The sequence below is a fragment of the Pseudomonas sp. NPDC090233 genome (assembly GCF_044772285.1).
In the GTDB taxonomy this organism is placed as follows: domain Bacteria; phylum Pseudomonadota; class Gammaproteobacteria; order Pseudomonadales; family Pseudomonadaceae; genus Aquipseudomonas.
In genome coordinates this window covers 299,475-312,998 of the sequence record NZ_JBIVYQ010000002.1, presented here as the reverse complement: position 1 = coordinate 312,998, position 13,524 = coordinate 299,475, and the positions used below count along the sequence as shown (strand labels likewise).

Sequence of the window (13,524 nt, the reverse complement as noted above, 5' to 3'; positions counted from 1 at the left end):
ATGCTCTGGGCTTGCATCCTCTTGCCACAATTGGCGCTGGACTCGATCCTGCGCGAACGCGATGACGCTGATACGCCGCTGGCGCTGATCGGCGGCCCGGTGCAGCGGCGTGTACTGCAGGCTGTCAACCAGGAGGCGGCCGCACTTGGCTTGCGCGCCGGGCAAACACTCACCGCCGCCCGTGCCTTGGCCGATGGTTTCACCTGCGTCGAAGCCGATCCCGCCCGTATCGAACAGCTGCAGCAATTGCTCGCCGCCTGGGCCTATCGCTATAGCGCACAGGTCAGCCTGCACTATCCGCGCGCCCTATTACTGGAAGTGGGTTCCAGCCTGCAGCTGTTCGGCCCCTGGTCGCTGTTCGAGGCCCGCCTGCGTGAAGAGTTGAAAGCGCTGGGCTTGCGCCAGCGCATCGTGCTCGCCACCAATCCGGTGGCGGCGCGCATGCTGGCCAACGGTCATGATGGCCTGGCGCTGACATGCGCCGACGATACCCGCGCCGCCTTGGCGCGCATGTCCATCGCGCGGATAGGGCTGCCCATCGATGCCGCCGAGGCCTTTGCCCGCATGGGCCTGCATCAGCTCGGTCAGGTGCTGGCGCTGCCGCGTGATGCCTTGGCCAGGCGCTTTAGTGCTCAGGTGCAGCTGCACTTGGACCAGTTGCTCGGCGTGCGTACCTTGGGGCTGGGCTTTTATCAGCCGCCGGACCGGTTCGAAACACGTCTGGAACTCAATTTCGACGTCGAATCACACCAGGCGCTGCTGTTTCCGCTGCGCCGCATGCTCAACGACCTTGGCGCATTCCTCGCCGGGCGCGACTGTGGCGTCCAGCGTTTCTGCTTGCACCTGGAGCATGCCGAAGGGCCGGACACACAGTTACAGGTCGGCCTGTTGGCCGCCGAGCGTGATCCGGCGATGCTGTTCGAACTGGCGCGCGCGCGCCTGGAGCCGCTGCGCATCCCGGCCCCGGTGCGTAATTTGCGACTGGTCGCCGATGACCTGCCGCCGTTCGTGCCCCAGCACCAGGCGTTATTCGACCCCCGTGCCCAACAGGCCCAGCCCTGGGAGCAGTTGCGCGAACGCTTGCGCGCGCGCCTGGGCGACGAAGCGGTCCAGGGCTTGCGCGCCGAAGCCGACCACCGCCCCGAATGTGCCTGGCAGCTCGCCGACCAGGGCGCTCAGGGCAGCCTGCCAGCGATGCCGGGGAGCCGGCCTGGGTGGTTGTTGCCCCAGCCACAGTTATTGGATGCCAGCGGCCACACCTTGCTCGGGCAGGCCGAGCGCATCGAGTCGGGCTGGTGGGACGGTGGCGATGTGCGCCGCGACTATTACCGCATCGAAACCCGTGAAGGGCTGCGAGGCTGGGCCTATCGCGATCTGGCACAACCCGGCCCGCTGTGGCTGCAGGGCTGGTTCGCATGAGCCTACCTGCCTATGCCGAACTGCATTGCTTGTCCAATTTCAGCTTTCAGCGCGGCGCTTCCAGCGCTGAAGAGTTGTTTCGTCGTGCCCAGGAGCAAGGTTATCAAGCCCTGGCGATCACCGATGAGTGCACCTTGGCCGGCATCGTACGTGCCTGGCAAGCCGCCAAGGCGCAGCAGTTACGCTTGATCGTCGGCAGTGAAGTACGCCTGCAGGACGGCCCGAAGCTGGTGCTGCTGGTAGAAAACCTCACCGGTTACCAAAATCTGTGTGCGCTCATCACCCGTGCGCGAAGGCGAGCAGAGAAGGGCGATTACCAGCTGTTCAGCGATGACCTGCGTCAGCACCACCAAGGGCTGCTGGCGTTGTGGATCGCCGACGACCCCAGCGACCCGGCACCAGGCCAATGGCTGCAAGGCTTGTTCGGCGAGCGGCTGTGGCTGGGCGTGCACCTGCACCGTGGCAGTGATGACGAAAACCGCCTGGCCCAATTGCGCGGCTTGGCGCAGCAACTGGGCATTCGCGCCGTCGCCTGCGGGGACGTGCACATGCACGTACGCGGTCGGCGGGCCTTGCAGGATTGCATGACCGCCATCCGCCAGCACTGCAACGTCGCCGAAGCTGGGCGCTTCCTGTTTGCCAATGGTGAGCGCCACCTGCGCACGCGGGAGCAACTGGCCGAGCTCTATCCGCCCGAGCTGTTGTCCGAAAGCCTCGAAATTGCCGAGCGTTGCCAGTTCGACCTCAGCGAATTGCGTTACCAATATCCGCGTGAGCTGGTGCCGGAGGGCCAAACACCTGCCAGCTGGCTGCGCGAACTGTGCGAGCGTGGCCTGCCGCAGCGCTGGCCGTCGGGGCCGAGCGACAAGGTGCGGGACGTGCTGGCGAAAGAGCTCGCGCTGATCGAAGAACTGGGCTACGAAAGCTACTTCCTGACTGTGCACGACATCGTCGCCTTTGCCCGCAGCCAGCATATCCTTTGCCAAGGCCGAGGCTCTGCGGCCAACTCGGTGGTGTGTTTCGTGCTCGGCATCACCGAACTCGACCCCATGGAGCATCGGTTGCTGTTCGAGCGTTTCCTGTCCCGCGAACGCAACGAACCGCCGGACATCGACGTGGACTTCGAGCACGATCGCCGCGAAGAGGTCATCCAGTATGTATTCCGGCGCTATGGCCGGCATCGCGCGGCGCTCACGGCAGTGGTCAATACCTACCACGCTGCCGGTGCAGTACGTGATGTGGCGCGGGTGCTGGGCTTGCCTGCCGATCAGGTGGATGCCCTGGCAAAGTGCTGCGGGCGCTGGAGTGATCGCATTCCCGATGAACAGCGCCTGGCCGAGGCCGGTTTTGATCCCGGCAGCCCTTCGGTGCGGCGCATCCTGGTGCTGGCTGGCGAGCTGATCGGCTTTCCGCGTCACCTGTCACAGCACCCGGGGGGCTTTGTCATTTCCGAACAACCACTGGATCATCTGGTGCCGGTGGAAAACGCCGCCATGGCCGAACGCACGGTCATCCAGTGGGACAAGGACGACCTGGACATGGTGGGCCTGCTCAAGGTCGACTTGCTTGCCCTGGGCATGCTCAGCGCCTTGCGCCGCTGTTTCGACCTACTGCAACATCACCGTGGCCGGCAACTGACCCTGGCCACCATCCCCAGTGAAGACCCGGCCACCTACGCGATGATCAGCCGCGCCGAAACCATGGGCGTGTTCCAGATCGAATCACGGGCGCAGATGGCCATGCTGCCACGGCTCAAGCCCACGACCTTTTACGACCTGGTGATCGAGGTGGCCATCGTGCGCCCGGGGCCGATCCAGGGCGACATGGTCCATCCTTACCTGCGCAGGCGCTTGAAGCAGGAGCCGGTGACCTACCCCTCGGAGAAACTCAAGGAGGTCTTCGCGCGTACCTTGGGCGTGCCGTTGTTCCAGGAGCAGGTGATGGAACTGGCCATGGTCGCCGCCGACTACAGCCCCGGTGAGGCCGACCAACTGCGCCGTAGCATGGCCGCCTGGAAACGCCACGGCGGCCTGGAACCACATCGCGAACGGCTGGTGCAGGGCATGTTACGCAATGGATATGACCTGGCCTTCGCCGAGCGCATCTTCGAGCAGATCAAAGGTTTTGGCAGCTACGGCTTCCCCGAATCGCACGCGGCCAGCTTCGCCTTGCTGTGCTATGCCAGCAGCTGGCTCAAGTGCCATGAACCGGCGATCTTCACCTGTGCCTTGGTCAACAGCTGGCCCATGGGCTTCTACAGCCCCGATCAGCTGCTGCAGGAGGCGCGGCGCCAGGGGATTGAAGTGCGGCCGGTGGATGTGTTCCAGAGTCAGTGGGATTGCACACTGGAACCCGTCGCTGAAGAGGGCTTGGCCATCCGCCTGGGGCTGCGGCAGATTCGCGGTTTCGCCGAAGCCGATGCCAGGCGGTTGGAAGCGGCCAGGGCGGACAGGCCGTGGCGCGATGTCGAAGACCTGTGCCTGCGCGCGGGGCTCGACAGCAGGGCCCAGGCCCGGTTGGCCGATGCTGGCGCTTTACGTGCTCTTGCCAGCGACCGCCATCAGGCACGCTGGCAGGTTGCAGCCGTGCAGCCGCAATTGCCGTTGTTTGCCGATGTCGAGGCAGCACCAGAGGTTGCCGTGGGCTTGCCGACGCCAACCGTCGGCGAGGACCTGGTAGCCGACTACCAGACCTTGGGCACGACGCTCGGCCCACATCCGCTGACGTTATTGCGCCCGCGGCTGCGCGCCTTGGGCTGCCGCAGCTCGGGTGAACTGGCGGGCGCCGAGCACGGCGATGCGGTCGCCGTGGCTGGGCTGGTGGTGGGGCGGCAGCGGCCGCAGACTGCCAGTGGAGTGACTTTCGTGACCCTTGAAGACGAATTCGGCATGGTCAATGTGGTGGTGTGGCGTGACCTGGCCGAGCGGCAAAGGCGGGCGCTGGTGGGGTCGCAACTGCTCAAGGTGAGCGGGCGGCTGGAACAGGAGAAGGGGGTCAGGCACCTGATCGCCCGGCGGCTGGAGGACATAAGCCCCTTGTTACAGGGACTGGATGTCCGAAGCCGGGATTTTCACTGAGGCGACGGGCTTCAAACCATCGCCAAATGCTGTTTGCATGTTGGCGCCGGAAACGCCCGATCGATCGCCCGCAGATCCTCGCTGGTCAAGGTCAACGCCCCAGCCGCTGCATTCAGCCGCACGTGTTCAGGCTCCACCGCCTTGGGAATGGCAATTATCCCGTCATCGCGCGTAACCCAGGCCAGGCTGACCTGCGCCGGCGTAGCGCCATGCCGCTCGGCAATCTCGCTCAACACCGGATGCTGCAACAACCGCCCCGCCTGGGCCAACGGGCAGTAGGCCATGGTCGGCAAGCCGCGCTGCTGGCTCCACGGCAACAGGTCGAACTCGATGCCGCGCTGCACCGGGTTGTACAGCACTTGATTGGTGGCGCACTCAGAGTTGTGTAACTCGCGCAGGTCGTCGACATCGAAATTGGAAACGCCCCAGCGGCGGATCTTGCCCTGTTCGCGCAAGCGCTCGAACGCTTCGACGGTTTCTTCCAAGGGATACTGGCCGCGCCAATGCAGCAGGTACAGGTCGATGACGTCGGTGCCCAGGCGTTTCAGGCTGCGCTCACAGGCTGCAGGCACACCACGCTGGCTGGCGTTGTGCGGATAGACCTTGCTGACCAGGAACACCTGGTCGCGCCGCCCGGCGATGGCCTGGCCGACCACTTTCTCGGCGCCGCCTTCGGCATACATTTCGGCGGTGTCGATCAGGCTCATGCCCAGCTCGATGCCTTGCTGCAGCGCGGCGACCTCGGCGGCCCTGCGAGCAGGATCCTCGCCCATGTACCAGGTGCCCTGGCCAATGGCCGGCACGTCGCTACCTGCCAGTTTCACGTATCGCATGTCACCTCCGGAGTCTGGGTATGGGAAAGCAGTACCTCCAGCAGCGCCTGGGCTGCCGTGGACAGTTTGTGGTCGCCAAGGGCGATCACGCCGATGCGCCGCTCGACGGCGGGCTCGATGAGTGTGATGCAACGGGCGCCGAGTTCCTGCATCTGCTGGATGCACAGCGCCGGCACCGCGCTGACGCCCAGGCCATTGGCGACCATGCGGCCGACGGTCGACAGCTGGTGGCTTTCAAACGCCACCGCGAGCTTGCCGTGCTGCGCTGCGACGTTCTGCTCCAGCAGCAAGCGCACGGCAGAAGGGCGTTGCAGTGCGATGAAATCTTCTGCCAGCAACTGTGCCCAGCTGACTTCGCCATGCAAGGCCAGTGGCGAATCGGCCGGCACGACGGCAACGAAACGGTCCATGTACAACGGGTGGAAGCGCAGGCCTTCGGTGTTTTCCGGCTCGAAACCGATGCCCAGTTCGACGCGGCGGTGACGTACCAGTTCCAGCACCTGTTCGTTGATCACGTCGTGCACCGTGACGTTGACCTTAGGGTAGCGCTGGCGAAACACCTTGAGCGATTGCGGCAGCAAGTTGCCGGCAAAGGCCGGCATGGCCGCCACCGAAACCCGCCCCAGCTGCAGGGTGAAACGCTGGCGTAGCATCTCTTCGGTATCGTCCCAGTCGGCCAGCAGGCGCCTGGCCAGCGGCAACAGCACCTCACCTTCGGCCGTCAGGCTGACGCTGCGGGTGGTGCGGGTGAGCAGGGCGCCGCCGAGGTTGTCTTCCAGCGCCTTGATGGTCAGGCTCAAGGCCGGCTGGGACACGTGCAGATGCTCGCCCGCCTGGGCGAAGCTCTGGTACTTGGCCACGGCGACGAAGGCGCGCAGTTGCTTGACGTTCATGGCGGGCTCACGGGTTGTTTTGAAAAAGTTATCAATCGATGACGAAATCAAAATTAACAAATCAGTCGCCAGCGGTGAAGATGCATCTACACGCTCACCGACAGCCTCGTCGGTCAACAACTACAAAAGGCGGATCAGCATGGCCGGACTGGACAAGCGCGTAGCAACCTATGAACAGGCCCTCGAAGGCCTGACCGACAACATGACGGTACTGGCCGGCGGCTTTGGCCTGTGCGGCATCCCGGAAAACCTCATCGCCGAAATCAAGCGCCGTGGCGTCAAGGGCCTGACCGTGGTCTCCAACAACTGCGGCGTCGACGGCTTTGGCCTGGGTGTGCTGCTGGAAGACCGGCAGATCCGCAAGATGATCGCTTCCTACGTGGGTGAGAACGCCGAATTCGAACGCCAGCTGCTCAGCGGCGAACTGGACGTGGAACTCACCCCTCAAGGCACCCTGGCCGAGAAAATGCGTGCCGGTGGCGCCGGTATCCCGGCCTTCTTCACCGCCACCGGCTACGGCACTCCGGTGGCCGAAGGCAAGGAAGTGCGCGAGTTCAAGGGCCGCAAGTACATCCTCGAAGAATCCATCACCGGTGACTTCGCCATCGTCAAAGGCTGGAAGGCCGACCACTACGGCAACGTGGTGTACCGCAACACCGCGCAAAACTTCAACCCACTGGCCGCCACCGCTGGCAAGATCACCGTGGTCGAAGTGGAAGAGATCGTCGAGCCAGGTGTGCTGCTGCCCAGCGAAATCCACACCCCGGGCATCTACGTCGATCGGGTGATCGTCGGCACCTTCGAAAAACGCATCGAAAAGCGCACCGTCAAGGCCTGAGCGCCGCCCTTCAGAACAACAAAGAGATCCTGACCATGGCATTGACCCGCGAACAGATGGCACAACGCGTTGCCCGTGAACTGAAGGACGGCTACTACGTCAACCTCGGCATCGGTATCCCGACCCTGGTGGCCAACTACGTACCGGCCGATATGGACGTGATGCTGCAGTCGGAAAACGGCCTGCTCGGCATGGGCGAATTTCCCACCGAAAGCACGATCGACCCCGACATGATCAACGCTGGCAAGCAGACCGTCACCGCCCGCTGCGGCGCGTCGATCTTCGACTCGGCGCAATCCTTCGCCATGATCCGAGGCGGTCACGTCGACCTCACGGTGCTCGGCGCCTTCGAGGTGGACGTGGAAGGCAATATCGCCTCGTGGATGATCCCGGGCAAGCTGGTCAAGGGCATGGGCGGTGCCATGGACCTGGTGGCCGGTGCCGAGAACATCATCGTCACCATGACTCATGCCTCCAAGGACGGCGAGTCCAAGCTGCTGCCACGCTGCAGCCTGCCGTTGACCGGTGCTGGTTGCATCCGCAAGGTGCTCACTGACCTGGCGTACCTGGAGATCGAAAAGGGGGCCTTCATCCTGCGCGAAACGGCGCCGGGGGTAACCATCGAAGAGATCGTCGAGAAGACCGCGGGCAAGCTGATCGTACCGGACGATGTGAAGGAAATGACCTTCTAACAGCTCACTATCAACCCTGTGGGAGCAGGCTTGCCCTGCGAAGGCGCCAGTGAATTCACCGACGCCTTCGCGGGGCAAGCCCGCTCCCACAGGGTTTTGTACTTTGTGCTTGCTACCGTTCCAACCCATAAAACCAATAAAAGGAAGTCACAAGTGGCCGCTGATATCCAAGACAGCCGCTCCGCCCGTTTTGCCCTGCGCTGCTCCAACTGGGCCGAGCGCTGGTTCCCCGATTCCTGGGTGTTCGCTGCCCTCGCGGTGATGCTGGTGTCGCTCGGCGCGCTGGCCATGGGCGCGAAACCCACCGATACCGCCAAGGCCTTTGGCGATGGTTTCTGGAGCTTGATCCCGTTCACCATGCAGATGGCCTTCGTGGTGATCGGCGGCTATGTGGTGGCCAGCTCGCCACCGGCTGCACGGCTGATCGACCGCCTGGCCCGTGTGCCAAAGAACGGCCGCTCGGCGGTGTGCTGGGTGGCGCTGATTTCGATGCTGGCCTCCTTGCTCAACTGGGGCCTGTCACTGGTGTTCGGCGGCCTGCTGGTACGTGCGCTGGCGCGGCGCAGCGACTTGAAGATGGACTACCGCGCCGCTGGCGCCGCCGCCTACCTGGGCCTCGGTGCGGTGTGGGCGCTGGGCTTGTCGTCCTCGGCGGCGCAGCTGCAGGCCAACCCGGCCAGCCTGCCGCCGTCCATCTTGTCGATCACCGGGGTGATTCCGTTCACCGAAACCATCTTCCTCTGGCAGTCCGGGGTCATGTTGGCCGCGCTGGTCATCGTCTCGCTGGTGATCGCCTATGCCACCGCACCCGGCCCTAACAGCGCGCGCAGCGCCGAAGACTGCGGCGTCGACCCCAGCTTCACGGCGCCGCCCGCACCCCAGCGCACCCGCCCGGGCGAGTGGCTGGAATACAGCCCGATCCTGATTCTGCTGATGGTTGCGCTGGCCGGCGGCTGGCTGTACCAGGAATTCGCCACCAAACCGGCGATCACCGCGATCTCCGGGCTGAATACCTACAACCTGCTGTTCATCATGCTCGGTGCCTTGCTGCACTGGCGGCCACGCAGCTTCCTCGACGCCGTGGCGCGGGCGGTGCCAACCACCACCGGTGTACTGATCCAGTTCCCGCTGTACGGCTCGATCGCGGCCATCCTCACCCAGGTAAAGGGTGTCGACGAACAGACCCTGGCCCACCACATTTCGCTGTTCTTCACCCAAATCGCCACCCACGACACCTATGCTGTGCTGATGGGCGTTTACTCGGCGGTGCTGGGTTTCTTCATCCCCTCGGGCGGTGGCAAGTGGATCATCGAGGCGCCCTACGTGATGCTGGTGGCCAACGACCTGCAGTACCACCTGGGTTGGGCGGTGCAGATCTACAACGCCGCCGAAGCGCTGCCCAACCTGATCAACCCGTTTTACATGCTGCCGCTGCTGGGCGTGCTGGGGTTGAAGGCGCGGGACCTGATCGGCTTCTCCTTCGTGCAGTTGCTGGTGCATGTACCGCTGGTGCTGGTGCTGCTGTGGGCATTGGGTACCACGTTGCAATATGTGCCCCCAGTAATGCCTTGATTTGAAGGGGTGCTGCAGGCAGAAGGGCGGCTGAACACCGCCCTTCTTTACGTTTTGTTGACAAATCGATAACGATTCTCATACGAGATTCGTTTTCATGTGAATGCCGCGCAATGGCGGCCACGGATCTTCAGCAGACGTACAAGGAGTAAGGCAGCGATGTTCGCGCCCATCAACCGTTCCACGACCCTGACCTTGGGTCTATGTGCCACCCTGTTCGGCTCGGCCGAAGCGCATGCAGAGGAGGGGGTACTGGAACTTGGTTCCACCGAAGTCCTCGCCCAAAGCCTGGGCAGTACCACTGAGAACAGCGGTTCCTACACCACCGGCAGCATGAGCGCGGCCACGCGCCTGAACCTGTCGATCAAGGAAACCCCGCAATCGGTCTCGGTCATCACCCGCCAACAGCTCGATGACTTTCAACTCGATACCCTGTCCGAGGCGATGGCCCACGTTACTGGCGTGACCGTACAGCGCAACGACTCCGAGCGGCCGACCTATTATTCGCGCGGCTATGCGATCAACAACTTCCAGATCGATGGGATGCTCAACACCTTCTCTGGGTTGAAGTCGGACTCGGACACCATCATCTACGACCGCATCGAAGTAGTGCGCGGCGCCACCGGCTTGACCACCGGCGCGGGCGACCCCTCCGGCACCATCGCCATGGTGCGCAAGCGCCCGACCCATGAACTGGCGGTCAAGAGCGGCGTCAGCGCCGGCAGTTATGACAACTACTACAGCTACCTGGACGTCGGCGGCCCGCTGGGTTGGGACGGGCGCCTGCGCGGGCGCACGGTGCTGGCCTACCGCGACAGCAAGTCGTACATGGACAAATACGCCAGCCAGCGCGAAGTGGCCTACGGCATCCTCGAAGCGGACCTGACCGACAGCACGGTCCTGGCAGTGGGCTACGACTACCAGAACAAGGACGTGCAGGGCGCCTCGTGGGGAACGGTGCCGTACTGGAACGCCGAGGGCGGCAAGGCTGACCTGCCGCGTTCTACCAATATGTCGGCGCCCTGGTCGTCCTGGCCGTTGAAGGACAAGACGGCGTTCATCACCCTCGACCAACGCCTGGCCAATGATTGGTTGCTCAAGGCTGCCTACACGCACCGTGAGAGCGATAGCGATGGCAAGGTCTACTACGGCGGCAGCGGTTTCCCCGCCGCCGACCGCAGCGGCATGGGCGCCTATATCAGCCACTTCTCTGGCGAGGAGAAGATGGATGCTATCGACTTCAACCTGGCTGGCCCCTATCAACTGTTCGGGCGTAGCCACGATTTCATGGTCGGTTACGGTGTCTCCGAGCGTCGCAACAGTTCGCCGTTCTTCGCTGGGCGTAACGATCCTGCTGGCTACGGCGTGATTCCCGATTGGAAATACATGGGCAATATCGTCAAGTTCAGCGATTACGACACTGGCCTGGATTCGTCCCGTTCGAGCACCAAGCAAAAGGCCGGCTATATCGCGACCCGCCTCAACCCGACCGACCGCCTGCACTTTGTGCTCGGTAGCCGTTATGGCAGCTGGGAAACCGAAAGCAAGAACTGGTCTTATGACAACAACCTCGCGGTCACCCGCAGCACGCGCAGCGAACAGACCCAGAATGACCAGTGGACGCCGTATGCCGGTGTGCTCTTCGACCTCACCGAGCAGTACACCGTGTATGCCAGCTACGCCGATATCTTCAACCCGCAGACGGTGCGCGATGTCGACGAGAAATACCTGGAGCCCATCGTCGGCAAGGTCTACGAGTTCGGCCTGAAGGGCGGACTGTTCGATGATCGATTGAACCTGAGCACTGCGGTGTTCCGCAGCAAGCAGGACAACGTCGCCGAGCAGGACGATTCGGTACCGCCGGGGCCCAATGGCGAGATCTACTACAAGTCGGGCGGCAAAGGCGTGGTAGTGGAGGGCTTCGAAGCCGAAATCGCTGGCGAACTGACGCCAGACTGGCAGATGAGCCTGGGCTACAGCTATACCCACGCCGCAACCGGCGACAAGCAGCGCAAGAACACCGAGCAGCCGCTGAACCTGGTGCGCTTCTCCACCACCTACAAGCTGACTCCGGCGCTCACCGTGGGCGGCACCCTGGACTGGCAGAGCGACAACTACAAAGCTGCCAGCCGGCCGGTAGGGCGCAATGCCGATGGCAAGATCATCACCGTTGCCGACACCATCAGCCAGAAGGCGTTCTCGGTCGTCGGGCTGATGGCCCGCTACCGGTTCGACGAGCATCTGTCGGCATCGCTGAACGTGAAGAACCTGTTCGACGAGCACTACTACAACAACCTGGGGTTCTACAACGGCGTATATCACGGCGAGCCGCGGACAATGATGGTGAGTCTGGACTGGACGTTGTAAGGGTACGCCCCCTGTGGCAGTGGAGTCGTCCACTGCCACAGGGATGGCTTCACGCCTTGATATCGAGGCTGTTCAGCAGCGCCGCCAGTTGCGTACACCCTTGCTCATCCAGCCCGAACACCGGACGTCGCGGTTCACCCACCGGCAACCCGGTCATTCCCAGCCCAGCCTTGATCGTCGCCGGTAGCCCGCCCTTGAGAATGAAGTCGAGCAATGGCAGCTGCCGGTAGAACAGCGCTTTGGCCTTCTCCAGGTCGCCGGCCAGTATGGCCTGATAGAGCTGCTGGTTGAGCGCCGGGATCAGGTTCGGCGCCGCCGTGCACCAGCCCTTGGCCCCCGCCACGAAGGCTTCCAGCGCCAACGGATTGCAACCGTTGTAGAACGGCACCTGGCCTTCGCCGAGCAGTTGCAACTTGTGCATGCGCTGGATGTCGCCGGTGCTTTCCTTGACCATGGTGACGTTGGCGACCTCACGCACGATGCGCAGGATCAGCTCCACCGGCATGTCGGTGCCGCTGGTGGCGGGGTTGTTGTAAAGCATGATCGGGACATCGATGGCGTTGCCGATGGTGCGGTAGTGCTGGAGGATTTCGGCCTGGCTGAGCTTCCAGTACGCCGCAGGCAGCACCATCACCGCGTCGGCACCGTGGGCTTGGGCGAAGCGGGCGCGGCGCACGGCGCCGGCGGTGGTCAGGTCTGAGACGCTGACGATGGTTGGCACGCGCTTGCCCACCTGGGCGAGGCTGTATTCAGCCACCTGCTGCCATTCGCTGTCGCTCAGGTAGGCGCCTTCACCAGTGCTGCCCAGTGGTGCGATGGCTTGCACGCCGCCGTCGATCAGGCGCTCGATGGATTGGCCGAGGGCCGGCAGGTCGAGGTGTTCGCCGTCGACGCTGAAAGGGGTAATGGTGTAGCCGATGATGCCGTGGAAATCAGTGGTCATGTTTATAAGCTCCGCAAGCAAGGCATTCTGGAATCAGTTCAGGCAGTCGGCGTGGGCGCGCAGGCTCTGCCGGGCAAGGTAATTGAAGGTAGCGGCATGGCGCTTGGGCCGGTCAATCCAGTCATGCGCTTCGCGGCCTAATTCAGGTGCTATAGGTTTGACGGTGCCGGCGGCCATGGCCAGCAACTGCAGACGCGCTGCGCGCTCGATCAATTGGGCGTACACGCAGGCCTGCTCGATGCTGGTACCGGTGGACAACTGCCCGTGGTGCGAGAGCAGGATGGCGCGTTTGTCTCCGAGGGCTTCGCTGATGATCTCGCCTTCTTCATTGCCCACCGGCACGCCTGGCCAGGCTTCGAGAAAGGCGCAGTCGTCATACAGCGGACACAGGTCCATGTGCGACACCACCAGCGGCACTTCGAGCATGGACAAGGCCGCCACGTGGGTCGGGTGAGTGTGGATGATGCAGTTCACATCCGGGCGTGCGCGGTACACCCAGCTGTGGAAGCGGTTGGCCGGGTTGGGCATGCCCTGGCCTTCGAGCACGTCGAGGTCTTCATTGACCAATAACAGGTTACTGGCGGTGATTTCATCGAAACCCAGGCCCAGTTGCTGGGTATAGAAGGTGCCTGGCTGTGGGCCGCGGGCGCTGATCTGCCCGGCAAGGCCCGAGTCGTGGCCGTGCTCGAAGAGAATTCGGCAGGTCAGGGCCAGCTTTTCCTTTACAGTCCACGTATTATCGGCAAGCGAGCCTTGCATCTGCGCCAATGCGTTTTGCACTAGCTGGTCTTTGCTGTGGGTCAGGGTCTTGGCCATGGGAAAGTCCTCTGTGGCGTGATGGGCGACGTCAGCGCTTGAACATTCCGATGCTTTGGTCGGTGGAGGAAGGT

At 63.3% G+C, this 13,524-nt stretch carries 10 protein-coding genes; 6 read left to right on the top strand and 4 right to left on the bottom strand.

The window, feature by feature from the left end:
* Positions 1 to 1,419: a Y-family DNA polymerase gene (locus ACIQUF_RS05885; RefSeq protein WP_403129401.1), complete on the top strand. Its 1,419-nt coding sequence runs from the start codon at positions 1 to 3 to the stop codon at positions 1,417 to 1,419.
* Positions 1,416 to 4,496, top strand: coding sequence for an error-prone DNA polymerase (locus ACIQUF_RS05880; RefSeq protein WP_403129399.1), 3,081 nt, complete (start codon positions 1,416 to 1,418; stop codon positions 4,494 to 4,496). Before ACIQUF_RS05885 ends, ACIQUF_RS05880 begins: the two co-directional genes overlap by 4 nt.
* 11 nt (positions 4,497 to 4,507) lie before the next feature.
* Here the strand turns inward: ACIQUF_RS05880 and ACIQUF_RS05875 are convergent, their stop codons facing one another.
* Complete coding sequence (locus ACIQUF_RS05875) at positions 4,508 to 5,329, bottom strand: aldo/keto reductase (protein WP_403129397.1); 822 nt, start codon at positions 5,327 to 5,329, stop codon at positions 4,508 to 4,510.
* The gene (locus ACIQUF_RS05870; protein WP_403129396.1) at positions 5,317 to 6,222 is read right to left on the bottom strand and encodes a LysR family transcriptional regulator; all 906 of its coding nucleotides are present in this window, start codon (positions 6,220 to 6,222) and stop codon (positions 5,317 to 5,319) included. The genes ACIQUF_RS05875 and ACIQUF_RS05870 overlap by 13 nt, the downstream gene beginning before the upstream one ends.
* A 139-nt stretch (positions 6,223 to 6,361) precedes the next feature.
* Between ACIQUF_RS05870 and ACIQUF_RS05865 the strand changes: the two genes are divergently transcribed.
* From ACIQUF_RS05865 to ACIQUF_RS05850, 4 genes are all read left to right on the top strand, one after another.
* Positions 6,362 to 7,060, top strand: coding sequence for a CoA transferase subunit A (locus ACIQUF_RS05865; protein WP_403129394.1), 699 nt, complete (start codon positions 6,362 to 6,364; stop codon positions 7,058 to 7,060).
* A gap of 35 nt (positions 7,061 to 7,095) precedes the next feature.
* Complete coding sequence (locus tag ACIQUF_RS05860; protein ID WP_403129393.1) at positions 7,096 to 7,752, top strand: CoA transferase subunit B; 657 nt, start codon at positions 7,096 to 7,098, stop codon at positions 7,750 to 7,752.
* Between the two features lie 153 nt (positions 7,753 to 7,905).
* Positions 7,906 to 9,324 carry a short-chain fatty acid transporter gene (locus ACIQUF_RS05855; RefSeq protein ID WP_400803464.1) on the top strand — a complete coding sequence of 473 codons (1,419 nt, stop codon included), beginning with the start codon at positions 7,906 to 7,908 and terminating at the stop codon, positions 9,322 to 9,324.
* 159 nt (positions 9,325 to 9,483) lie between these two features.
* On the top strand, positions 9,484 to 11,691 hold the full coding sequence (locus tag ACIQUF_RS05850; protein WP_403129391.1) for a TonB-dependent siderophore receptor: 2,208 nt from the start codon (positions 9,484 to 9,486) through the stop codon (positions 11,689 to 11,691).
* Positions 11,692 to 11,740: 49 nt separating this feature from the next.
* Here ACIQUF_RS05850 and ACIQUF_RS05845 read toward each other — a convergent pair whose 3' ends face one another.
* Together ACIQUF_RS05845 and ACIQUF_RS05840 are read right to left on the bottom strand one after the other, a co-directional pair.
* A complete protein-coding gene (locus tag ACIQUF_RS05845) occupies positions 11,741 to 12,634 on the bottom strand; it encodes a dihydrodipicolinate synthase family protein (RefSeq protein WP_403129390.1) in 894 nt (297 codons plus the stop codon).
* A 33-nt stretch (positions 12,635 to 12,667) separates the two neighbouring features.
* The gene (locus ACIQUF_RS05840; RefSeq protein WP_403129388.1) at positions 12,668 to 13,450 is read right to left on the bottom strand and encodes an aldolase; all 783 of its coding nucleotides are present in this window, start codon (positions 13,448 to 13,450) and stop codon (positions 12,668 to 12,670) included.
* Positions 13,451 to 13,524: the final 74 nt, after the last annotated feature.